The sequence below is a fragment of the Paenibacillus sp. V4I9 genome (assembly GCF_030817295.1).
Classification (GTDB): Bacteria; Bacillota; Bacilli; order Paenibacillales; family NBRC-103111; genus Paenibacillus_E.
Window position 1 is genome coordinate 5,656,904 of record NZ_JAUSZE010000001.1, and the last position, 24,359, is coordinate 5,681,262.

Sequence of the window (24,359 nt, forward strand, 5' to 3'; positions counted from 1 at the left end):
CAAGTTGCTCCATCCCATGACTTCAATATCAACTACGTTATCATGAATTAGAGCTTTGCACCACAACCATACTTTTTAATATGTTGTTATAAAAACCTTTATACGTAAATGGCACAGGTAATGTCATATACAATACAGGCCTCGTATCGATTTCAGTTCCTTCTTCATCTATTTTTATGATAATCGGATTGCGACGTAAATATTTTTTTATGAGCTGTGTTTTACCAGCACCTGGTTTACCTTCAATAAATAAATGAATTGGTGAATCGTCACTGTCAGCCCCCATTCGCATAAGCCATCTATTCCTATCCAATCGTTTCCAAATACGAACTACCTCAGGATGCTCAACATACAAGTTCATTACACGTTCTTGAAAGCTTTTTAAACCGTTTTCATTCTCTTCCATTAGCTAACGCTCCTTCTCAATTATTAATGCACATCGTTGAGATTTAAAATGTTACTAGCCGTTTTTTTTCTTTTCGTTGTTCAAATTAGCAAGTAGCTGTTGCCTTCTACTTAAAGGAGGCTTTGTGGTATCAATATGTGACGTTGGTACATTTACAGTGAGATTTAATCCAGAATTTAAAGCCAATCTTCTTATTGGCATATTAGTCTTTACCATGGCGTCATATTTTGCTGCCAATAGTTCTTTACCCTTAATAATATTGGCCGATCCTGGTATTTGTTGTTTTGTTATTTCACCTTTTTCAATAAGTAGTTTCCTAATGATCTGGTATAGTTTCCTACTCATTCCAGCAATCTCATCTGCTGGTGGATATATTGAGGGTACTTCAATATAAGACTTGGATTCAGGATCTAATAAATAAATCCTAGAAATATCCTCAATATCAAATTTTATCTTGCAATTTTTTTCCTCTTATTACTAATAAATCTAGTAGTTTCAGGTGAAGCATATTTCACATTTTCTTCCCGTATTCCATCGTTTTTATACGATTTCATATCTGAAGGAAGCAATTGTATCTTGTAGTATGGCTCATCCTCTTCTTTAATAAAGGGAGGATTACCCATAATTTCTATGGCCTGATAATATCTTGCACACGGTGTATTACATTCCAGCGGAAGTCCTTTATGCACATCGTGGTGGTAGATATCGGTGATATAGTGAACAAGTAATTCACGAAGATTGTTTAAGGTCAAAATAGCATCCTTAGCAGCTTCTTTACGATCATTTTTATCAGGATTTGTCTTATAACGAAAACCAAGTAAATCCTCCAAGAACTCTTGATTTATTGTTCTAAAGTATCTCTCAATGATTCCGCCATATCGAGGTGTAGCGATCGGCCGATAACGAACTTCTGAATGTAAAACATCTTCAATCATGCTTTTAACATAAGTACTAGTAAAATCTGAACCGTTATCCATGTGAAAAACCGTCGGTATTCCATGAAAATCCCAATCATTTATAGTTCCATACTTCTCCTTTGTCCTTTTCATACATATCCCATTAAATATACAATTCATTACTTTAAACCCGGATGGATCATGCAGAGATAAATCCATTCCCCATACCTTTCTAGTGTACACGTCAATTGCTAGAGTAAGCCAAGGTTCACCGACACTATATCCAGTATTTTCGTCAATAACAGTAATAGGTAATCGTACATGGTCAATCTCTATTACTTGTAGGGGTACTTTTGCAAAGCTTTGATTTGCATTTGTGTTCATAATTTTGGGATCTGTACCCCCATCTCCATAAGCTAATTTCTCAAGAACATATGGATTGATACGGTTGACAATCTTGTAGACTGTATCATATTCTAGCGGCTCTATTTTTTCATTTATACACTTAAGCTGAATTATTGTATGAAGCTTTGAAACATTTTTTCGCCGCTTACCTAAGTAGTAATCTTCAATTGCTGTTTTAAGAATTGGTATATAGTCTTTATGAAGACGAACAAAAATGGTATCAAGTATTAGCTCTTTCTTCTTAGGATGGCAAAGTTCTAGTGGTAAGTCATCACTTCGAACATGGGAATTTAAATGAGCTTTTGACACTAAACCTTCGACCCCATGATTATCCCGTTGACTTTCACTTTCAAGATAAGCAGCCAGATATCTTTCAAGTTGACGAGTAGATTTACCACAATCTTTATCCTCAGAGATCCGCTTAAGTAACTCTTTTTTACTTAATGTTTGTACGGTCTCTCCTTCTTTTAGATACTTTTTATAGTGCTCGTTAAAAGCAATAACAGCATACATATCCCCACTCTTGGCACTTTCAAAAGTTAAAATTGGTTTAATCCAGTTTAATTTTTTAGTCGCCAACTTTTGTCGATCCTCTGGTAAAGTATCTAAGAGTGATCGCTGATTTGATTCTATTTTCGCGATATTCTTTTCCACTTTCTTATGACTTTCAGAAATTATTTCAAAGGTATCATCATTAATTAATGAGTAATAATTAACTTTACTAATTTTCCTTTCCCCATCTTCTTTGAATATTAAAATATTGGGAGGTTCGATGTTATGCACGATAAACTTTGTTCCACACCACAAAAAGGAATCATCAATTCTAAGACTACATAGACGCAACAAATGGACCACCCTCCAAATGGAAATAAGTAATTAAATCTTTAGATAGATCTCCGAGCTCCAGAACACTACAATTATTTACTGGAATAAAAATATCAGTGCGTAAGTCCCCTCTAAAGATGAGGTGATAAATAATTGGTAGGATATCTCGATGATCTATTTTTGCACTAAAACTTTTTGCTAAATGCTCAACAGTTGGATTTTTTAGATATAACATTTTATTCAAAATTTCTTGAATCCAAGCATCGTGATATTCGCGCGGCTTCATATAGTTCATTAAGAGAATAAGATTTGATTGAACTTTTGAAGGTATGAGTTTAGGATAAATAACTGAGTAACTCCACCCATGCTCTTGAGCGTATTTAGATGAAGCTTTAAACAAGTGAGGTTTTTGCTCAACAAAGTTATTTCCTCCTTTCACCTGAAACAGATGAGGACGATAGTTCTGACGGAACACCAAAGTATCAGGAACATGTTCTTTTTCTACAAGTGCATATTGAGCATTCATCTCCGTATAAATTACTTCTACTGGTTGCTCATAGTACCTTACTGTAAGCGGATCAATTTCAAGTAAGTAATAAAACAAGCACTCTCCCCAGAATGACTCATAACCAATACTCCGATTCATTTTTAGACTAGGAATCGAACCAATAATGTGTTCATGCTCCCTACTACCTTTGTTATTTACTTTTCGTTTGGGTGAGTACATTGAATCCTCTTGAACCCATGAATTCTTACTTTTCCAATCCAAGTAACTTCCTCCTTATAAGCGCCATTTTATTATCAATATTTGATTAACCTTCTCTCCTCAATTATTCCACGAAGTGAAAAAGTTTAAACCTAAGGTAAATCATTAATAATAGGCAAAAAAGCCTGAACCACGTAGGTTCAGGCTTTCTTAAACACGACATTTCATGTTACAAGTACATGCCATTTTATCTTCCAACTACCGACATAACTAATTACAATTAACACCTCCAAAATAAAGATGGACTGACTCTGCATCATGTGGTATCTTATTGGTATTAAATAGTTTCAAATTTGGTATTGAATGGTGGTCCTGCTTGCATGGAAAAATCTCCGCTTGTCAAAGAAAAACTGATCGAACAGCTGCGGAATCAAATTCAATCTTTACAAACCGATCAACTTGTTAAGATACCTTCTGAGCGTGATTTGGCCGAAAGCTTTGATGCTAGCCGAGTCAGCGTACGTGCTGCGATTAAAATTCTCGTCAACGAGGGTCTCTTAGTCCAGCTGCGCGGCAAAGGAACATATATTGTCCCTTCTGTCCTTTTAGACACGTTGTATGTATTATGCTCTCAGGATATTAAAGGAAATGACCCCTTTTATACGAATTTCCTTGTTGAAATCACCAACTTGGCAGCCAAACAAGCCATTAAGATCTCTATGGTGAACCCAGAGCATCCTATGGAGTCTTCTATTCCTAGTCCGCTTGTCATCATTGGTCAGATCGATGATGAGACATTAGATGAGCTCAAGGCATCATCCGGCCAGTTATTTTCCATTCAACGTTATGCGCATCGCGATGATATTATCCAAATTTACTTTGATGACTATCGCATCGGCAGCAAAGCAGCCAAAACGCTTTACGATAGTGGTCACCGTACCTTCACTCTTCTCGGAGGTCCAGATAAATACGACTCGTCGCGTTTAAGAAAACAAGGCTTTCTAGAGTATTGCCAGCAGCAAGGTGTCCATGTGCAGGTCATTACCGAGAAAATGAATTGGGAAGGCGGGCGGCGAGCAGCCGACACTTTGCTCTCAGTCGGACTTACAGATGCCATTTTTGCCGTCAACGATTGGATGGCTGCTGGATTTATACAAGGCTTGCGCGAAAATGGTTATCAAGTCCCGGCGGATGTTTCCGTTATCGGATGCGATGATATTCCACTTGCCGCTCAAATTTCTCCACGACTTGCGACTTTTAGTTTAGATGCTAAGCATTTAGTTGAGGAGCTGCTTTCAGCGATTCATCGGAACCTTTCCAATCAGACTGATTCTAGGGAACAAATCGTACTTTCGGCTGCTTACATTAGTCGCGAGTCGGTTGCCAATATCAAACTATTAAAGGAGTAGATACTCACTATGGCTAAGCTGATAATAAACGCAGATTCACCGAAAGGCACGATCGATCGCAATATTTATGGTCATTTCTCTGAACACCTGGGACGCTGTATTTATGAGGGAATCTGGGTTGGTCTGGATTCTCCGATTCCTAACACGGAAGGTATGCGGAACGATGTGATCGAAGCTTTGAAAAAACTTCAAATTCCTGTTTTGCGGTGGCCAGGAGGATGTTTTGCCGATGAGTATCATTGGAAAGACGGCGTAGGACCTGCTGAGAAACGCAAGCGGATGATCAACACGCACTGGGGCGGTGTCTTGGAAAACAACCATTTCGGGACACATGAATTCTTACGTTTGTGCGAGCTGATTGAAGCGGAGCCTTACATTAGCGGAAATGTTGGAAGCGGTACCGTAGCTGAAATGTCCGAATGGGTCGAGTATATGACCTTCGATGGCGAGTCACCCATGGCGAACTGGCGTCAGGAAAATGGGCGTGAAAAACCGTGGAAGCTTACCTATTTTGGTGTAGGGAATGAAAACTGGGGCTGCGGCGGTGACATGCGTCCTGAATACTACGCTGATCTTTACCGCAGATATGCGTGTTACGTACGGAATTATGGGGATAACCGTATTTTCAAAATCGCTTGTGGTGCAAACAGTGCCGACTACAACTGGACGGAAGTATTAATGAGAGAAGCCGCCAAGTATATGGATGGATTAAGTCTTCATTACTACACCATTCCTACAGGGAATTGGAAGGATAAAGGGTCGGCTACAGACTTTAGTGAGCAGGACTGGTTCCAAACCCTTGAGAAAACCTTATTTATGGACGAACTCATCACACGCCATGATACCATTATGACCAAATATGATCCTGAGAAACGAGTTGCCCTCATAGTCGATGAATGGGGAACATGGTTCAATGTAGAGCCCGGAACGAATCCTGGTTTCTTATATCAACAAAATACGATGCGTGATGCGCTCGTCGCCGGAATTAATTTGAACATTTTCCATAAGCATAGTGATCGTGTTCGCATGGCCAACATTGCTCAGGTCGTAAATGTCTTGCAATCCGTCATTTTAACCGAAGGCGCCGACATGCTTCTTACACCTACTTATCATGTCTTTGACATGTACAAGGTTCATCAAGGTGCTAGCCTCATTAGCACTCATGCAGAAAGCCCTTCTTATGAGATGGATGGTAAAAAAATCGATCAACTCAGCGTATCCGCATCTTTAGATACGGCTAACCAATTGCATATTTCCCTATGTAATTTGCACCATTCGGACCATATTGAAGTAAACTGTGACGTTCGTGGGCGTCAGGTGAGATCAGTCGAGGGCCGTATTCTAACCTCAGACACCATTCAATCACATAACACATTCGATGAACCTGAAACAGTAAAACTAACGGATTTTACCAACTACAGGTTTGAAAATGACCAGCTCATCGTTACACTTCCTGCCAAATCTGTTGTCACGCTTCGTCTTTCTTAAGGAGCATGTCCGATATGCAAAGCCCGGATAGCAAAATGGAAGCTATGCCTGCATGCAAAGGTTGTTCAGCAACGGTACATGTGACGCCTGAAGAAATAACCAAGCTTTTCGGCGAAACGCTCAAAGTACGTAATCTTAAGCTGACTACGGAAGAGGAGTATGATCGGCGGATCACGATATGCGAGGGCTGCAATGACTATCAATTTGGAACAACATGCCGTTGGTGCGGTTGTCTCATGGCCATCAAGGCCAAACTGACCGCTGCCCGTTGCCCAGCTCCGCAAGGGAGCAGATGGTGACTTCGTCTATATAAAAGCTCGCTCCCCTTTTCATAAATATGAGGGGGAGCGAGCTTTTTTAATCTGCGGAACGGCTGTAAACCAATGGATTTAACGCAGTTACCGCCAAATCGCCTGCTTGAATACCGGGAAACCACGCTTTCAAATCATTCACACGCACTTTACTATCTGGCTCGGCTACTCGCGTTCCATCGGCATAATAAATCACGGTCATCACTTTACGCATGGTGTCCGTAGGGTTTCCAGGCGCGCTGTGCAGTGTCCACCCGGAGTGGAACGTTGCATCACCTGCCTCCATGGCGCCATGAGACACCGTTTCGAAGCCTTTGCCTTCAATGTATCCGGCAAGCGTTCGGTGGGATTCGTCGGATATGACCATTTTATTAATGTAGCCCAGAAGATGGGACTCCGATGCAAATGTCATTGATCCCACCTCTTGAGAAATGGGAACTAACGGCATCCACATGGTGATCGTCTTGTCTGTATCGAGCGGCCAATAGATTTGATCTTGATGCCACGGGGTATGACCTCCGTGAGGTTCTTTAAACAGGGCTTGATCATGATAAATTCGCACCCCATCTACCCCCATTAAATCAGCCGCGATTTTGGCAAACCGTTTAGCTAGCACGAATCGCTGGATCGCTTCACTTTTCTCCCACAGATTTGAAATTTGGATAAAGGCCTTACCATACGTATCTCGCTGTTCAAGTGGCTTGTCTTGCTTATTCAACTCCTTCACCCAGTGGCTAATAACGGGCTCATAGGAAGAGATTTCTGACTTGCTTGCCACCTGCCTAAGAACAATGTGTCCTTTTTTCTGATAGCTTTCTTTCTGCTGTGCAGACAATTCATAGTTGTCTTCCATAGAGGGTAACTCATTAACATTACATGATTCCTGAATGCTCATACTCTGCTCACCTCTTTTGTATAATTACAGCTTTATTATAGGTGCCAAATAGTTCGAAATCTTTGTCAAACAAGCTTTTATTATTGTCAAAAACAACTGGATTATCTGTTCAATGAAGTACTACAATAAGACATAAGAAAAAATTACTGGTAAGTGAAAGGATTCGGCATGCTCACCGAATTATTGAAACAACATTCGATTGTTCCTTTTGTTAGGCAAAGTGAGTTTGCTGTTCGTAAGCCGTGGATATATCCGGAGCGTAGGTTGCTTGATTACCTATTCGTTTATATTCAAGAAGGCACTTGCTGTTTTTGGGTAGATCATAAGAAGTATATGTTTCAAGCGGGTCAATTCTGCCTCGTACAACCGGGAAGTTTGCTAACACTCGAAGGGCTGACTAACACAGTTACGCCTTATATTCATTTTGATTTATGTTATAATTCCGAACGTGAAAACAGCTTCCCTACCCGACCCGGTCAGATTGATTTATCGGCTTATATGAACCTGATGCAGCCAACAATCAATGATCTATATGGGATTCAAATGCCGGTTCATGTTCATCCCTCTAACCCAACTAAATTGAAAGAAACGCTTTTTCAGGTTATTGAGTATGCCCAGCAGCAGGATCCGCTCATACAGTTGAAAACCCAATATTTCGTTACGGAAATTATCATTTCTTTACTAGAGACTTACTTCCAGGCGACACGGACACCTGTACATTCGTTCAACTGGATTACTTCTTACTTTTCCAATCATCTAAGCGAACCCATTTCATTAGAGGACATGGCGAATCGAGCCAGCCTATCCGTTTCCAGATTCAACTTCATGTTCAAACAGCGATACGGTATCTCGCCTCACCAGTATTTAATCAACATGCGGGTTAATCACGCCAAGGAATTGCTCACAAACACAGATCTTAGTCTCGAATCTATAGCGCTCTATTGCGGTTTTGCTGATTTACACCATTTCTCCAAAATGTTCAAAAAAAGAACGGGCTCTACACCTGGTGAACATCGCAAAGCTAGCAAGAGCGTTATATAGCACAAATAATCCCTTCCTCCGATAATCATATCGAAGAAAGGGATTTTTCATTTCCCAGGAAATAGTCGAAACTAGTCGAAATAAACGGCTTTTCCTGTTTTTGCTGACTCATAAATAGCTTCTAAGATTTCGGACACGACACAAGCTTGCTCAGGGGTTACAACTGGATCTGTATCATTCTCGATCGCTTGAATCCATAGGCGCATTTCTAAATCCGGTGCACTTTCTGTTTCACCATCGTAGAAGGCTACGCCGCCTGCATTCAGTTCAACTTCTGTCGTGTATAGACGGCTGTGCTTCTCACCATTAATGCGAAGACCGCCTTTCATATCAGCGCCGCCCTCAGTTCCGCTTAGTGTACACTTCGCTTCATCCACTTCAAGTGTATTCAGCGCCCAGCTCGATTCAAGAATAATCGTAGCTCCATTTTTCATTGTAATCATACCAAATGCGGAATCTTCAACGGTGAACTTGGATGGATCCCAAGGTCCCCAAGCATTAGCTGCATTTTCTCGTTGGGATAATTTATGATAAGAAGTACCCAGTACGACCTTCGGCTCATAGTTGTTCATCATCCACATGGTTAAATCAAGTGCATGCGTACCAATATCGATCAGCGGGCCTCCGCCTTGCTTCTCTTCATCAAGGAAAACGCCCCAAGTAGGTACCGCGCGGCGACGAATCGCATGAGCCTTAGCGAAATAAATCTCACCTAGCTCACCTTCCGAGCATAACTGGTGCAAATGTTGGCTATCGCCACGGAAGCGATTATTGTAACCAACTGTCAGCTTCTTACCTGTGCGCTTAGCTGCTTCCACCATGCGGCGTGCATCTGCAGCTGTTTTGGCCATCGGCTTTTCTGACATGACGTGCTTGCCTGCTTCTAATGCAGCAATCGTGATTTCCGCATGTGAATCATTTGGCGTACAGACATGAACGATGTCAATGGAACTGTCTCTCAGGACCTCGCGGTAATCTTCATAGACACGAGCGTCTTCTTTGCCATACTTAGCAGCAGCTTCCTGCGCTTTTTCAGAAATGATGTCACAGAAAGCAACCATTTCTACATTCTTTAATTTGTTTAAACTTGGCATGTGCTTGCCATTGGCAATACCTCCACATCCAATAATTGCTATACGATACGTTTTTGACATGATGATCCTCCTTAGATATGTATAACCGTTAGGCTTCTCACAATTGCTCATAGCTAGTACTATATAAGAGTATAACAAAAACCTACAAAAATAAAATTTCTGATCTGGCGAAAATTGTATGCAATTGTGCCATGATGGAGGATCATACATGCTTATTAACGAAATTTCCCGCAAACTCGGCATCACGGCCAGAGCCATTCGCTTCTATGAGCAGAAAGGACTGTTAAAGCCTGCGAAGCAGAAAGAGAATGGCTATCGAACCTATACGGAACAAGATGCGTGGAGATTACAAACCATTATTTCTCTGCGGGAAGTCGGAATGACACTTGAAGATATTCGTCAAACCTTAGCCCAAACCGATTTAAATCAACAAGAGGAAGTGCTAAGCGCTCTGCAGATGCAGCGTTCAATGCTGTTTGAACAGTGGACAGAAATGAAACAAATCATTGGAACAATGGATCAGATGATCCAAGCCGCACAAGGAAGCAGCATACTGCCGACTGAACTGCTTTACGAGTTAGCCCAGCAAAGCAAGGAGCTGCGTGACCTAAGGGGAAGCTGGCGCGATCACTGGGATTTCGATCGAAAGGCCCAACAGTTTGATGAACTGCTGCAGCCTGCTTCCTCGTTTGTAGATATCACAGAAAACGGCCCGCTGAACGACATCGATATGAGCAGCCCTCCCGTATATACAAGCTACGAGGCAGCTTTAGACAAAATCGCAGAGCTTATCTCCCCCGCTCATGGCCTTAAGGGGCTTGATGTAGGAACAGGCACCGGCAACTTAGCCGGCAAGCTGCAGCATATCGGCCTAACTATGTCCGCCATCGACCAATCCAAGCAAATGCTCAAGCTTTGCGCAGCCAAATATGCTGACATCGAACTCAAGCTCGGTAATGTACTGGCCATTCCGTTCATGGATGGAACGTTTGATTATGTTGTCAGTTCGTTTGCCCTTCATCATTTGACAGAAGCGCAAAGGGAGCTCGCCTGGGGTGAAATGCTGCGGGTCTTGAAGCCGGGAGGAGTCGTATGTTTAGCCGATTATATGATGCAAGATCGAAATGAAGCAGATGCATTTCTAGCCAACCTCATCTCGTCTAAGTCTACTAAGCTGCCTATGATGCATGAGCAGGTCGATCTCTACATGACGCATACCCATCTAACAGAGTGGTTACTTTCTCACACAAGTCAAGTTAAATCGGAGCCATTGGGGAACAGCATTTACGTTGTTTACGCACAAAAATGAGCCTGGGCCGCTGTTAACCAGCACCCAAGGCTCATTATTTTTTGACCATACTTGCTACCAGTTTGTAGCCAACGCCACGGATTGAATCGATTTGAACAGATTGTTGATTCATTTCCAGCTTCTTACGAAGCGAGCTCACATGAACATCTACGGTTCTCTGACCGCCAATATAGTCGAATCCCCAAACGATATTCATAAGGTCGTCTCTTGTAACGACAACGCCTGGGCGCTGTACGAGATAAAGCAGAACCTCAAACTCCTTCGGTCTTAACGGAATGGAATCTCCATTCAGAACGACTTCATATTTCTCCGGATAAATGTACAATTCACCCGCCTGAATCACTTTCTCATTGCTTTTAAGTTTGTCCGCTGCCACGTCCTCCGATTGTGTTCTTCGTAGAACGGCAGAGACGCGGGCAAGCAATTCCGCTACCCCAAAGGGCTTCGTTATATAATCATCAGCACCGTGCTTAAGACCTTGCACCACTTCATCCTCGGCATTACGTGCCGTTAAAATAATTACAGGTGTGCTGTTTCCTTTCTGCCTTAGCTTCGCCAATACCTCGAATCCATTCAGTCCAGGCAGCATAATATCCAGTATAATTAAGTCGTAAGTCTGCTGCAACGCCTCTTGAAGCCCATCGCCACCATGATCGACAACCTTCGTATCATACCCGTCTTGAGATAAGTTGTACGACAGCAATCGAGCTAGAGTTGGCTCGTCTTCAATAACTAGTATTTTTTGTGCCATGGGATCCCCCGCGTTTACAGTATATTTACATTGCACAACCTCATTTTACCACATGATTGTAAAAACAATGTAAATGTTTCATCATCGCTGTGTAAATTAGTGTATGACAGGTAATTCAATCGTGAACCTCGTACCGACGCCAACCTCACTATCGACCCGAATCGTTCCTTTATGTAGCTCAACTAAATGCTTCACTATCGATAATCCTAATCCTGTTCCGCCTGAGCTTCTGGAGCGTGCTTTATCTACGCGATAGAACCTCTCGAAAATTCGAGGTAAATCCTTCTTAGGTATCCCCATCCCCGTATCCGAAACAATTAGCCGCAGCCGTTCATAATCCCCATCAGCATTCATATCAAGTGGTTCTACCCGCACTTTTACCTTGCCTCCATCATGCGTATACGCAATACCATTGGAAAGCAGATTGATGATAATTTGCCGTAATCGATCTTCATCCGCCTCGATATAAATATCGTCATCGACCAGCATACTCAGTTCAATATGCTTCTTCTCCGCTTCTTTTCGCAACACACTTAACGATCTCTCCAGAAATTCAGGCAAGTAGATCGGCGAAAAATTCATCGGAATCCGCTTCGATTCAATTTTGGATAACTCCAGAATATCCCCAATCAATCGATTCAACCGCTCACTCTCATCAAAAATGATTTGTAAGAATGACACTGCCGTTTCCTTATCGTTTAGAGCACCAGCCAGCAGCGTTTCGGCAAAGCCTTTAACGGCGGCAATTGGCGTTTTCAATTCATGCGATACATTCGCGACGAATTCACTGCGCATCCGTTCAAGTCTGCGTACAGCCGTAATATCGTGAATAACGATAAGAACACCCGACCATTCCTCATCTTCATGGGCAATTGGACTCAAATGAATATCGAGAATTCGCTCTGCCGGATAATAGAAAACCATCTCATCGCGAATTGGATCTTGTGTCTCTATGCATTCTTGTATTAACTTTGTAAACTCATATTGCTGCTTGGCTTCATTATATTTCTTCCCCAGAAGCTCCTGTGAGGAGAAACCTAAGATGTATTCCGCAGCAGGGTTTAAAAGCATAATCCGCTCTTCACGGTCAATCATCATAATTCCGCTCATCATATTTTCCATAACGCCTTGAAGCCTGCGTTCATTTTCCTGAATTCGTGCCATTTGCTGCTGCAAACTTTCGGACATGCGATTAATCGCCTGACCCAGCTGTCCAACCTCATCATTACTGTAAGCCGGAACGCGAGATTCGTAGTTCATATTCGTAATTTGCTGGGCTACTTTCGTCATCTTCTCAATAGGATGAGTGATCCCTTTCGCAATCCGATAACTAACGATTCCTGCAATCAGGAACAAAATGATTAACCCAGAAATCAGGAAATACCATAAGCTGCGGATCGACTTCCCTACCTGTTCCAAGCTCATGGATATACGTAAAAACCCTGTTGTCTCCTGTGCTTCATTCTTCACTGGAATAGCGGCATACAGCATATTTTCCTTCAACGTATCGCTGTAACGCGTAATGTAGCCGATTCCATTCGCTGCTGCCGACACAATCTCCGGTCGATTCAAGTGATTGTCCATCTGTTCGGGTCTTTGATCGGAGTCCCCTAGTACTTTCCCATCCGCTCGAACATACGTCAATCTCTCATTCGTTGCTTCTTTAAGGCGTTTGGCTTGAACAGAATAGTAAGATATCAACTCTGCATCGGTACCTTTTCGGTTCCAATCACCAGTTGCCGTAATAACTTGGAGCTCTCGTTCCATATTGTCTTGTAAAGACTTTATGTGAGAATTCTCAAGCACCTTTGCCATGAAAATGCCCGCAATCAGCATCGAACAACCAATCAATAAAATCAAAATAAAAGTTAGTTTGGCACGGAATTTGGTCATCTGATTCTAAGCCTCCGATGGTTTCAGTCTGTCCATTTTCATGATTAAAAACAAAAAGAAAAGAGCTACTCTACATAGTAACCCTTTCTTCCGTGCCTAATCCAGTATTTTTTTAGTAAAGATGAAGGTTAAGTGCATGCCTAGAAAATTATTTGAAAACAGGCTCTTTCAGAGCTGCCAGCTTCTCGAGTGAATTCTTCTCTACGTCAGCATGCAAGCTGTTGCCATGTGAATCCATCGTTACGATTGCAGCGAATCCTTCTGTTTCCAAGTGCCACATCGCTTCCGGAATTCCGAATTCCATGTAGTCAACGCCTTCAACCTTCTTAAAGCACTGTGCGTAGTATTGCGCAGCACCACCGATAGCGTTCAAATAGACGCCGCCATGATCTTTCAAAGCTGCTAACGTTTTCGGTCCCATTCCGCCTTTACCGATGACTGCGCGAATACCGAATTTCTTGATAATATCACCTTGGTAAGGCTCCTCGCGAATGCTTGTCGTCGGTCCTGCCGCTTTAACGTGCCATTCGCCAGCTTCATCCTTACTCATCACCGGTCCGCAATGATAAATAGCAGCCCCATTCAGATCTACCGGCGCATCATGATCCATCAAATATTTATGCAGCGCATCGCGTCCTGTGTGCATCGTACCATTAATGACGACGACATCACCGACTTTGAGGCTGCGGATTTGCTCTTCCGATATTGGCGTTGTCAATACGATCTCACGGCGCTCTTCTTTTGGTGTATTCTTAGCTTCTTCAGCACTTGCTTCAAAAGCCTCTTGGAAAGAAACCTCTGTCCCTCTTGGGTAGGACCACCCATTAATTTCGCCAGTCTCAGCATTCAAGACCACGCCTTGACGACGGAACGCCCAACAATTGTAAGCAACGGAAACGAAGAAGCTTGCTGGCAAACGGTTCATTACGCCAACTTTACAGCCAAGTAATGTCACTTGACCGCCGAAGCCCATTGTTCCAATACCAAGCGTATTGGCATGCTCCATGACGTACTCTTCAACCTTGCGCAGCTCTGGATTTGGATTCACATCGTCAACATGACGGAATAATTGGTGCTTTGCCAGCTCGTACCCGCTTGTACGGTCGCCTCCAATACCTACGCCGATGAAACCCGCGCTGCATCCTTGACCTTGCGCTTGGTAAACCGCATGCATCACACATTTGCGAATACCGTCAAGATCACGTCCTGCTTTACCTACACCTTCAAGATCAGCAGGCAAACTGTATTGAATATTTTTGTTCTCACAGCCGCCGCCTTTTAGAATCAACTTCACTTCAATATCGTTACGCTCCCATTGTTCAAAATGAACAACTGGCGTACCAGGGCCTAGATTATCTCCGCTATTGGCACCTGTAAGTGAATCTACTGAGTTTGTACGAAGCTTGCTAGCTTTCGTAGCATTAGCAACAGCTTCTAGGATTTGCTTCTTCATGATAATTTGGTTTGCCCCAACCGGACAGTGTATAATAAACGTTGGCATACCCGTATCCTGACAAATTGGGGATACATTGCATTCCGCCATATGGATGTTATCCGCAATGCGAGATAGAGATAACGCAGAACGCGTGCCTTTGTCCTCGTTTTCCTGAGCGGCTTGTACCGCACGGCGCACATCACCGGGAAGGTTTGTGGAAGTTTCGACAATCAAATCGTAGACGCTTTGATAAAAATGCTGCATGACTAGGTCTGGCTCCTCTCTCAAATACACACATAATAATAATTACAAACTATTATAACATACCTCCCATGAAGAGTTCGATGGTTCTTGTGAGGAAAACAAGGAGATTCGCTGACATGTACAAAAGAATCGCTATTTCGATTCTAGTTAGTCTGATTGGGCTCACCCTTTTGCTTACGCCACTGCAGGCTAAGCGCTCCGGGGATATTTACTACCAGGACCAAGTGGCCGTTCTTATGTATCATCATGTGCATGAAAAGGACACCAGCTCTAGCACAATTACAAGCTCGCTTTTTCAAAATCAGCTTCAATCCCTACTAAGCAAAGGCTATCATTTCATTTCCTTAGAAGAGTTCAAACAGTATATGGAGGGCGCTACCGTTCCATCCAATGCCGTGCTGGTTACGTTTGATGATGGCTATCAAAGCTTCTACACAGCGGCCTATCCGATTTTGAAAAGCTTGCGAATTCCCGCTGTGAACTTCGTTATTACCAATGACTTAACGAATCCGCTAGGGTCCTACATCCCTTCCATGTCGAAGGAGCAAATCAGTGAGATGACGCATGCCACGAACTTCATTGATATCGGCTGCCATACCAACAATCTTCACCACAAGCTTCCAAGTGGTGAAGCAGCGCTGGTAGGAAAATTAGATGCGGAGAGCGATGATGCTTATACGCAGCGCGTTTACAAAGATACGCAAGCTTGCATCGGCAAGCTTGCAGGCTTATCCGATGCGCCGCTCGACACGATGGCGTACCCATTCGGCATCACGTCGCCGGCGGCGACAGAGCAAGTAGCGAAGGCGGGCATCCGCTACGCCTTCACGATTTCACCGGAGATGGCGACGCGAAGCGCCGATCACCTGTTGATCCCGCGGATCAACGCGGGCAGCCCCGGCATCACGCCGGAGCTGCTGCACCGCTCGATCCAGCGCCGGGTCTTGGCGCAGCCGGGCAGCGCCCCGCTGCGCGTGGACGCGGCTGCTGCCGCAGCGCAGCTCGGCGGCAGCGCTGATGTGGATGGCGGAGTGCTTCGCCTCCGCCTCGGGCAAGAGGCATTCACCCTGCAGGTGAATGCGAAAGCAGCGACGCGCGGGAATGCGCGCGTCACGCTGCGGCAGCCCGTGCTGCGCGAGCACGGGCTGGTCACAATCGCGCTGGATGATCTTAGCGCGATGATCGGGCAACCGCTCGTCTACACTCCAGCCACCGGGAAGGTGGCTTTGAGGGTAACACCGAGCGTCAAATAAGCCGTTTTATTTACTTTTAAGGATTAGAACGAAGAGGAGTTAACCCGATGAATCATCACTTTTTCGCTTACTTATATCGACTTAAATATATTGATCGATGGAGTCTCATGTGGAACATGCGCAGAGAAAACGTAGCAGAGCATTCTTTCTATGTCTCTACGATTGCGCATATGTTATGCACCATTGCCAACGAAGTATATGGACGCAACGTGCCAACGGATCGCGTGGTATCCATTGCATTGTTCCACGACGCTTCCGAAGTACTAACAGGGGACATTCCTCAGCCTGTGAAGCATAACAATGAGCAAATACTGCGAAACTTCCGTGAGATCGAAGATGTCGCAGTCGAACGACTTATTCAAACTATTCCACCTGAAATCAGCGGCATCTACCGCAATTTAATTCAAGATCCTGACCCCGAGCTCTACCGTTGGGTGAAAGCCGCCGACTTGCTCGAAGCTTATATCAAATGCTTAACCGAGCTCTCCACAGGCAATCGTGAATTCGTCGTCGCGAAGCAGCAAGTTCTGAAAAGCTTACAGAAAATGAACATGCCTGAAGTTGATTATTTCCTCGAGCATATGAGTGCATCGTTCGAGAAAACATTAGATGAAATCACATTGGATGAATCGACGTAAAAAAGAGCATGCCATCATCAATGATGAGCATGCTCTTTCAATTTCCAATAATTACGACAGTAGCTGCGGATTCGTCATAATCAATACGGCCACGATAACAGCGACGGCTGCGATCCAGCTGAATGTTTTAATTTTGGCAGCATCAGAAGCCGTGCTTTTACCTGCTTTGCTATTCGCAATCAGCTTTTTAATTCTACCACCGATCATACCCGTGATTGCTCCTACGATCAGAAGAAGAACAACGGAAGAGATCATCCATAGGACGGAAGGCATCGGATCTACTTGACTTACCATTGCGCCACCTGTAAGGAAGGTCACAATCAATGAAAATTGGCCGATGCGATTGATCGTAGCAATCACCCCGACAAAACTCTCTTGGGCAGCTCCAGACAAAGTTGCAACTCGTCCAACTAAGAATGGGAACATGACATACGCACCAAGCAGTAAAGCACTAACGACATGTAAAAATATCATAACTGGATACATTTGGACAACCTCCGCAATTTTATGTAATGGTTTTCCTAAGTATAACCGAACTGGAACAGTCCCGACAAGAAAGCGATCCCATACATTCGATCAGTTCACCATTTCTACAAATGTAAGCGGTTGAAAGCTGCATGATCCTAATTACTTACCAGATTGGTTATAAGGAACCTTAACGATTGCTGATCTGGTCGTATTATTACCTACTTGATCTATAGCCGTATAGGTGATGGTGTAAATGCGTCCACTACCTTTACCAGATCTTTCAGCACGAAGCATAAATTCAGTATCCAATGTACCGATTTGCGCTCCCTGAATGTCACTTTCCGTATCTCCATCACCTAACCCATTGTCCGGTTCATTGCTGGTAATGGATGTTAGAACGACGGACGCAATTCCGGAAAGGCTATCATCAGCATTGACAGCAGCATGCACTGTAATCCATTGGTGGTTTGGCGGCCCCAAAGTTGTTTTATCCAAATCAACTTTAAGCGTTGGATCCGTCTTGTCAATTTGCACAAACACTGTATGTGGAGATTCAACGTTACCTGCCTTGTCAACGCTCCAGTAGGAGATCGTATGCTTGCCCTCTGTCGTGATAACAACGGAAGTGCCTTGTTCCTGGGTCCCGCCGTCTACCGTGTAGTAGGTTTCAGCTGCACCGGATCCGCTATCGGTGGCGGTGAACGTGACTGTAACGTCATTGTTTACCCAGCCAGCAGGAGCATTATCCATAGTCGTAGGTACCGTATTGTCAATTGGGGGCAACGTTACCGTATTTTCTGCACCGGCACTAGACAATACAACACTAGGTACAGATCTTGTCGGATCCATCGTTTTAAACAATGTAGGTGTCCAACTAACAGGGCTAATACTCATATTTAGTCCAATATTCACATCAACACCATTGAGAACAGATCCAATATCGGTGAAAGTCGTTCCTCCTGTAAATACGCCTATTAAAGCAGATTCTTTTGTACCTGGATCTACTTTGAAGTAGTTGTTTTGCGCATAAATTTGCGAGGAGTACCCTACACCCATGGTGTAAAGGAATGGATAACTCGCATGATTGACAGTACCTTCATAGTAGTTATTATACATATGCACTTCACCATACCTTACACGTGGTGCGCGCTGTACAATATTTTTATAATAGTTATGGTGGAACGTAATTCTTTCTTTTCCGATATCGCCGGTAAACCCGTCACTTCCACCAATAAGAGTTGTCTTGTCATGATCATGGTAGTAGTTATAGGAGACGGTGACTAAATCAGATGCATTCGTTATATCCATAGCTCCGTCATGCTGCTGGTAGTGACGTCCGAAGTATTTAATGCTGTAGTCATCCGGGTTGCTTCCATCACTAAACGTATTATGATCAATCCAAATATGCGTAGCGCTTTTAACCGTAATATTGTCAAAAGCAGAGTTCCAGTTGCCGACATCTCCGTCTGTTGGATCCCACTGCGGGAAATAGTCAAACGCGTTTTGGAAATCAATATTCCGAATAATGACATTATCCACGTTTTGAACCATCAGGTTACCGCTGAGAATTTTGGCATTAGAACCAGGTAACCCTACTATCGTCGTATTAGCCCCGACATTAATTTTGATTTGGTTACCCTGCTTTGTCTCTGAAGCCGCACGAGCCGTCTCCAATGGACCGGAAGGTACTGTTGTTTTACCCCATACAGCAGGGTCGTACGCTGCCAGGTAGGCATTGAAATCATAAGCCGGATCTTTGTAATAATCGAATCCTACCGGATTGTCATCATTGTCCACGTTCATATCGATCGTACCTTTTACGTAAATAATCTTCGGTGTGGAATTCGCAGCATTCTTGCTGTTATCTCCGCCGAGCGCTTGAATCAATTCACTGCGCTTAGTCACTGTATATATATTCGACGGTGCAGCAGCAGATCCGCCTTTGGTTCCCGTTGTAAAGGAAGCCCAGCCATCATTAACCGCAAGTACCTGTTTACCAATATCCGATCCGTCTGAATTGATGATGTAGACAGTTAATGGTACTGAGATGGAACCGAAGTTGAAGCTTAGCGTTGTTGTACCTTCTGGCAACCCAGCGAGGTAAGCTTTGGTAAGAACAACAACGTTGCCCGAAGCGGAATAATCTGACGAGCCAAGAGTTTCTGCACCGTTCTTAATAGTGGTCAAAGCGTACCCTTTATTTTGTACTGTCATATTCATATCTGCTTGCTTCGTACTATTTTTATCAAAGGTGGAAGACGTGACGGATATGGTTGGCAAATAATTGATTTTTGGCATCATGACCGGAATGGAAGGATCCCATGTTCGATCCGCGACTACTGTATTTGTAGGGTCGCTAAAAATTTGCGGAATCGTCAGGCTTGCTTCCGAACCTGTCAGCTGTGTAGCTATTTGCCGTTCAGATGGGTTCGCTCCCGGACCGTAGCTGTTATACTCTGCAAACGAGTAAGAGAGGCAACTTCCTGCACAAGCAGCAACCCAGCCGCTGGGAAGGAATTTCTCAGAGTCGATCATGGTGTTGATAAAGCGAATCTTGGCATTATCTTTCCATGGACGTCCCAAGTCATAGGTTCCAAGCGCAGAAGGATCATCAATGACTTGAGAATTCAGGAACACATAACCCATGTCGGTACTATTTTTTTGCGCTCCTGCCGTGATATGTCCACCACCGCCAGAATTGCTGACAAGAACCATCTGCACATTATCAAATACAACAGCTGGTGCTTCTCCGAAAATGAAATCGACATCACCTTGAATGATGCTGTTATGAAAATAATGACGACCTTTACTAGCACTGTTCAAACCGGTATACAAAGTATCCTGATAGCCTACTAATTTGACCGACTCAAAGACAGCCTTATCGCTTTTGAGTGACAGAGCTACCGCCTGCGCAACAGCAGATCGTGGAGATGAGCTGTTCTCGATCGTCAAATTAGAAGCAGTAAAATAATCTGCATTAACTTCGACCGTTTGACTTAGAAACGTGTTTCCCGTGTGGCCTGGCTGACCGGTCGTTGCTGAGGTTCCGGCATAATCACCATACACGATCTTGGTCTCATTCATTCCCGCCCCAATCAAGCTAACGTATTTGCGGTTAATTGTAAGCTTTTCTGTATATGTTCCAGAAGTGATATAAATGATCGTTCTCGCTGTATTGTTTGCCGGAATCGCATTGACAGCGCTTTGTATGGTGTTGAATACTGTTGTACCATTCGCAGTGGCATTCTTATCAACGGTAAGTACTTTTGCCGGAAGCACAATAATTTCATCCGTAATCGGACTCTCGCCACTCGCATTTACAGCGGAAACAACATAATAGTATGTGGTTCCATTTGTTACATTCGTATCTTCATAGGATGCTGAACTGCTTGAAGATAACAGATCATATGGACCTCCGATAGCAGTCGATCTTTTCACATGATAAGCAGTTGCGTCAGATACCGTGTTCCAGGAAAGGCTTACGCTGCCTTCGTTAGCAATCGCATTTAAGCCTGATGGTTTATTGGGTGCACCGGGTACAGGAGTATAAGGCGCCGCCTTCAACTGATTGGAGATCATGCTTTCCTGGGGCGCATTGGCTGCGGAAACTACATAATAATAAGTCGTTCCGTTGACCGTTTCCGTATCCGAAAAACTGGTTCCGGTAACTTCTTTTATTTTCGTATAAGCTTCACCGTTCACCGTGCTTCTTTTTACAGTGTAAGTGGTTGCCTTCGCAACCGAAGACCAACTCAAGTCAACCATGTTATTGCCAGCTGTTGCTTTCAATAACGTCGGCGTTCCTAGCGGCTCGGCAGGAGCTACTTTAAGAAGCTCGGAGCCCGGACTTAGCCCGCCCATATTTCCGGCGGTTACTTGATAATAATACTCCGTATCGTTAGTCAAGTTTTTATCCATATACGTAGTGCCGGTAAGCTTCTGGGCTACTGTTTCAAAAGGTCCACTCGGTGTCGTGCTTCTAACAAGCGTATAGTAAGAAGGAACGGCGCTGCCATCTTCGTCTTTGCCTAACACAGAGGTCCAGTTCAAGGTAAGCTGGCTGTCTCTGATATCCATTTGCTGGAATGCTGGTGCTATTGCAGGCGCACTCACGTTATTCGGATAGCCAAGAGCTTCGTTAGAGAAATCACTCTCTCCATTAGCATTCACGCCTGTGACCACATAATAGTAATTTTTCTTATTCACCAGACCCGTATCCGTATATATAGGCGAGGTTACATTGGTAATGAAAGCATAGGGACCACCGGTTGTTTCGCTTCGATATACGTTATATGAATCTGCTCCGCTTGCCGCGTTCCAATTCAACACAGTGGTATTGTTTGCGCCGTCGGTCGTCAGTTTTTGCGGTGTTGTCACGATTTGCTTGTATACCTTAACATTATCAACATACATACTGCCTGTGGACGAACCGGCTGTTCTTGCCTGAATTTTGGAGATGTTGGTGTCTGTTATACTGAACTTGAAGTTCCCTTTATATACTCCGTTAATATAAACTTCCGCAGAATTCGTGCCTGTATCAGCAACAAATTTCAAATTATACCAGGTTCCTGCATTGATAGTCGCAAGCGTTTTGAGATTAGTAACACTAAATGAAAGTACCGGCGTATTACTCGTGCTATTGAGCAATTCTAGCGGATAGGAATCGCCGATAATAACCGGCTGCATAAAATCCAGTTGGGCAGTTACACCGTTATTGCCCGATACCGAAGCAAAGGCATTCGTATAGCCGCCTCTGCGACTAGCATTTGCATTGTCATTAATCCATAATACATTGGTCGAATTTCCCGGAATCGCAGGTGAAATATTCTTTGCAGGTGAAACTTCTGTTGGCGAGTAATATTTGTTTGTCAGATTGCTATTGTTAATAACCGTCACATTATTAATATTCGCATCACTTGCATTGGCAATCGGCGTATATCCTGCCGGCACATCGCCGAGCGTACTGTTTTCAAAGTTGTCATTGATCAGGAAAACACCCGGTTTGCTTGAAACCTCGCTGGAGTTAGCACCTTCTCCAACCGAGTTAATGGCACTCACCACATAATAATAGGTGGTTCCGTTGGTTAATCCGGTGTTAGTGAAGCTGGTTCCTGACACGTTAGCGTCAATCATCTCGTACGGGCCGCCTGCTGTCAGGCTTCGTTTTACTTTATAAGAAGTGGCCCCGGACACGCTGCTCCAAGAAAGTTTGACTTGAGAGTCTCCAGCCGAAGCAGCCAAAATTGGCGTAGATGGAAATACTGGAGCTATAGGTGCAGCAGTTACTTGATTCGAGTATCCGCTCTCTTTCGTCGTATTCGCTGCTGTTACCACATAGTAGTACGTATTGCCGTTCACAGCGGTTGTATCGGTAAAACGGGTACCTATCACATTCGCATTATTCACTTTCGTGTAAGGTCCGCTGTTTGTTTGGCTTCGATATATATTATAATAAGCAGCATCAGTTAAGCTGTCCCATGTCAAATCAACCTGATTATTACCAGACAATGAACTTAAATTGGTTGGGAAAGATAATGCCGCCGGTGCCAAGGGTTTTCCTACGGCCTCATTTGAAACCGTACTTTCACCATCGGCATTAGCTGCTGTCACGACATAATAGTAAGTATGGCTATTTGCAGCAGTCGTGTCAGTGAAGTTAGTGTCGGTAATATTCGAAGTATTGAGCTGATAATATGATCCCCCGCTAATTTCACTTCGCTTTACATTATAATAAGTAGCTTCTGATACCGAGCCCCAGGTAAGGCTCACCTGCGCATCTCCGCTGACTGTATTCAAACCCGAAGGCGAGGAAGGTGATACCGGCAATGATTGAGTTAAAGACGAAATACTTGTGGTAGAAGCATTGTTATTCGATTTGAGAATTGTCATTTTATCAAATGAAGCTGTTCCTATTCCACCTACAATCAATCCAAGATAAACTGTGTTCAAAAGTCCAGGGAATTGATCTGCTTTGGGTTCTGTCCAAGTTATTATATCTCCACTAGGAGTACCGTAGGCCATATAGATATCAGATCTGATTGGAGTTACATCCGTTCTTATTTGTCTTCGAATTCTTATATATTGTGGGGCGCTGAAACCAGATGACGCAAGTGTTGAGGTCCCGGCGCTAGCACCATCACTCTTTCTAGCATTAAAGTATAATGCTCCGCTTGATGTCAGTAGACCTGCCAGATAAGGGCTAGCGGTATCTAGATCTTTACGAATCCTTATACCCGCTTGTAGAGTTCCGCTTGCTGCAGTCAATGAGGAAATACGTGCGATCATCGTAAAGTCACCGCTGACTTCTGTATAAGCGTATTGCATTTGTGGTGTACCGACTCCTGCTATTCCGTTACCTGTACCTGTTATAGTTAAGGTTCCTGTCGATTTATCATAAGAACTTGAACCAGCAGAAGACGGGCTTCCCATATCAACATTTGACCAGCCAATAGGCAAAGCAGTGGCCGCCTCAACATTCTCCGTACCGCTAAACGGTACAAGCGTTGTGAACAACATCATGCGGATTAGCAGCTTGGCCAAATTATTTCGAATAAGTTTCTTGTTCATGTACTACCATCAACCTCCTGAGTAATCATTCTTTCTGCAATTTTGCTTCCCACCATCGAAAATGGTGACGCTTTCAATATACGCTTTTAACCCCCTCCTTTTATGGGAGATTCTTCGTCATAGCACTTTCAAATCATAACTTGATCATAAGGACTGAAGGACTATTATGTAAATAATCACTGTCTCTGATGCTGTGTCAATAATGACGTAATTCAAAAAATGTGTTGCAATGATTATCATGATTAGGCTTCTCGATATGCTGCTTATCCACATAAGCATTTTATAACGTTCGGCGATAATCATTA

At 43.6% G+C, this 24,359-nt stretch carries 18 protein-coding genes and 2 pseudogenes; 7 read left to right on the forward strand and 13 right to left on the reverse strand.

Annotated features, from left to right (window positions below; all coding sequences use genetic code 11):
• Window positions 1-40 precede the first annotated feature (40 nt).
• From QFZ81_RS26290 to QFZ81_RS26305, 4 genes are all read right to left on the reverse strand, one after another.
• Entirely contained in the window at window positions 41-406 is a 366-nt protein-coding gene (locus QFZ81_RS26290; protein WP_307605362.1) for a TniB family NTP-binding protein, read from the reverse strand.
• A 54-nt stretch (window positions 407-460) separates the two neighbouring features.
• Complete coding sequence (locus QFZ81_RS26295; RefSeq protein WP_307605363.1) at window positions 461-751, reverse strand: hypothetical protein; 291 nt, start codon at window positions 749-751, stop codon at window positions 461-463.
• A gap of 104 nt (window positions 752-855) precedes the next feature.
• Window positions 856-2,553, reverse strand: a complete 1,698-nt coding sequence (locus QFZ81_RS26300; protein ID WP_307605364.1) for a hypothetical protein — start codon at window positions 2,551-2,553, stop codon at window positions 856-858.
• Window positions 2,537-3,301 carry a PDDEXK family nuclease gene (locus QFZ81_RS26305; protein ID WP_307605365.1) on the reverse strand — a complete coding sequence of 255 codons (765 nt, stop codon included), beginning with the start codon at window positions 3,299-3,301 and terminating at the stop codon, window positions 2,537-2,539. The genes QFZ81_RS26300 and QFZ81_RS26305 overlap by 17 nt, the downstream gene beginning before the upstream one ends.
• A 317-nt stretch (window positions 3,302-3,618) precedes the next feature.
• Between QFZ81_RS26305 and QFZ81_RS26310 the strand changes: the two genes are divergently transcribed.
• From QFZ81_RS26310 to QFZ81_RS26320, 3 genes are read left to right on the forward strand one after another with little or no spacing between them, the layout of a single operon-like run.
• Window positions 3,619-4,647 carry a GntR family transcriptional regulator gene (locus QFZ81_RS26310; RefSeq protein ID WP_307440028.1) on the forward strand — a complete coding sequence of 343 codons (1,029 nt, stop codon included), beginning with the start codon at window positions 3,619-3,621 and terminating at the stop codon, window positions 4,645-4,647.
• Window positions 4,648-4,656: 9 nt separating this feature from the next.
• Window positions 4,657-6,135, forward strand: coding sequence for an alpha-N-arabinofuranosidase (locus QFZ81_RS26315; protein ID WP_307440026.1), 1,479 nt, complete (start codon window positions 4,657-4,659; stop codon window positions 6,133-6,135).
• Between the two features lie 14 nt (window positions 6,136-6,149).
• Window positions 6,150-6,434: a hypothetical protein gene (locus tag QFZ81_RS26320; protein ID WP_307605366.1), complete on the forward strand. Its 285-nt coding sequence runs from the start codon at window positions 6,150-6,152 to the stop codon at window positions 6,432-6,434.
• 58 nt (window positions 6,435-6,492) lie between these two features.
• Here QFZ81_RS26320 and QFZ81_RS26325 read toward each other — a convergent pair whose 3' ends face one another.
• Window positions 6,493-7,299 (reverse strand): phytanoyl-CoA dioxygenase family protein, encoded by an 807-nt coding sequence (locus tag QFZ81_RS26325; protein WP_307605367.1) that lies wholly within the window; start codon window positions 7,297-7,299, stop codon window positions 6,493-6,495.
• Window positions 7,300-7,509: 210 nt separating this feature from the next.
• Between QFZ81_RS26325 and QFZ81_RS26330 the strand changes: the two genes are divergently transcribed.
• A complete protein-coding gene (locus tag QFZ81_RS26330) occupies window positions 7,510-8,382 on the forward strand; it encodes a helix-turn-helix domain-containing protein (protein ID WP_307605368.1) in 873 nt (290 codons plus the stop codon).
• A gap of 71 nt (window positions 8,383-8,453) precedes the next feature.
• Here the strand turns inward: QFZ81_RS26330 and QFZ81_RS26335 are convergent, their stop codons facing one another.
• A complete protein-coding gene (locus tag QFZ81_RS26335; RefSeq protein ID WP_307605369.1) occupies window positions 8,454-9,536 on the reverse strand; it encodes a Gfo/Idh/MocA family protein in 1,083 nt (360 codons plus the stop codon).
• Between the two features lie 148 nt (window positions 9,537-9,684).
• Between QFZ81_RS26335 and QFZ81_RS26340 the strand changes: the two genes are divergently transcribed.
• On the forward strand, window positions 9,685-10,785 hold the full coding sequence (locus tag QFZ81_RS26340) for a MerR family transcriptional regulator (protein ID WP_307605370.1): 1,101 nt from the start codon (window positions 9,685-9,687) through the stop codon (window positions 10,783-10,785).
• 34 nt (window positions 10,786-10,819) lie between these two features.
• On the opposite strand, the gene QFZ81_RS26345 is transcribed toward QFZ81_RS26340, so the two are convergent.
• From QFZ81_RS26345 to QFZ81_RS26355, 3 genes are all read right to left on the reverse strand, one after another.
• Entirely contained in the window at window positions 10,820-11,536 is a 717-nt protein-coding gene (locus QFZ81_RS26345; RefSeq protein ID WP_307440013.1) for a response regulator transcription factor, read from the reverse strand.
• Between the two features lie 96 nt (window positions 11,537-11,632).
• Window positions 11,633-13,429, reverse strand: coding sequence for a two-component system histidine kinase PnpS (gene pnpS, locus QFZ81_RS26350; RefSeq protein WP_307440011.1), 1,797 nt, complete (start codon window positions 13,427-13,429; stop codon window positions 11,633-11,635).
• Window positions 13,430-13,577: 148 nt separating this feature from the next.
• Window positions 13,578-15,128 (reverse strand): fumarate hydratase, encoded by a 1,551-nt coding sequence (locus tag QFZ81_RS26355; RefSeq protein WP_307605371.1) that lies wholly within the window; start codon window positions 15,126-15,128, stop codon window positions 13,578-13,580.
• 116 nt (window positions 15,129-15,244) lie between these two features.
• Between QFZ81_RS26355 and QFZ81_RS26360 the strand changes: the two genes are divergently transcribed.
• Window positions 15,245-16,381 carry a polysaccharide deacetylase family protein gene (locus tag QFZ81_RS26360; RefSeq protein WP_307605372.1) on the forward strand — a complete coding sequence of 379 codons (1,137 nt, stop codon included), beginning with the start codon at window positions 15,245-15,247 and terminating at the stop codon, window positions 16,379-16,381.
• Between the two features lie 47 nt (window positions 16,382-16,428).
• Window positions 16,429-17,019, forward strand: coding sequence for a 5'-deoxynucleotidase (yfbR, locus tag QFZ81_RS26365; RefSeq protein ID WP_307440004.1), 591 nt, complete (start codon window positions 16,429-16,431; stop codon window positions 17,017-17,019).
• 51 nt (window positions 17,020-17,070) lie between these two features.
• Here the strand turns inward: yfbR and QFZ81_RS26370 are convergent, their stop codons facing one another.
• The 4 genes and pseudogenes from QFZ81_RS26370 to QFZ81_RS26380 all read right to left on the reverse strand — a co-directional run.
• Window positions 17,071-17,505 carry a hypothetical protein gene (locus tag QFZ81_RS26370; RefSeq protein ID WP_307440002.1) on the reverse strand — a complete coding sequence of 145 codons (435 nt, stop codon included), beginning with the start codon at window positions 17,503-17,505 and terminating at the stop codon, window positions 17,071-17,073.
• A 141-nt stretch (window positions 17,506-17,646) separates the two neighbouring features.
• The gene (locus tag QFZ81_RS37520) at window positions 17,647-18,237 is read right to left on the reverse strand and encodes a chitobiase/beta-hexosaminidase C-terminal domain-containing protein (protein WP_373462737.1); all 591 of its coding nucleotides are present in this window, start codon (window positions 18,235-18,237) and stop codon (window positions 17,647-17,649) included.
• A 48-nt stretch (window positions 18,238-18,285) separates the two neighbouring features.
• A pseudogene (locus QFZ81_RS26375) lies at window positions 18,286-19,536 on the reverse strand (pectate lyase family protein); the annotation flags it as partial.
• A gap of 15 nt (window positions 19,537-19,551) precedes the next feature.
• Window positions 19,552-24,054: pseudogene (locus QFZ81_RS26380) on the reverse strand (pectinesterase family protein); the annotation flags it as partial.
• Window positions 24,055-24,359 lie beyond the last annotated feature (305 nt).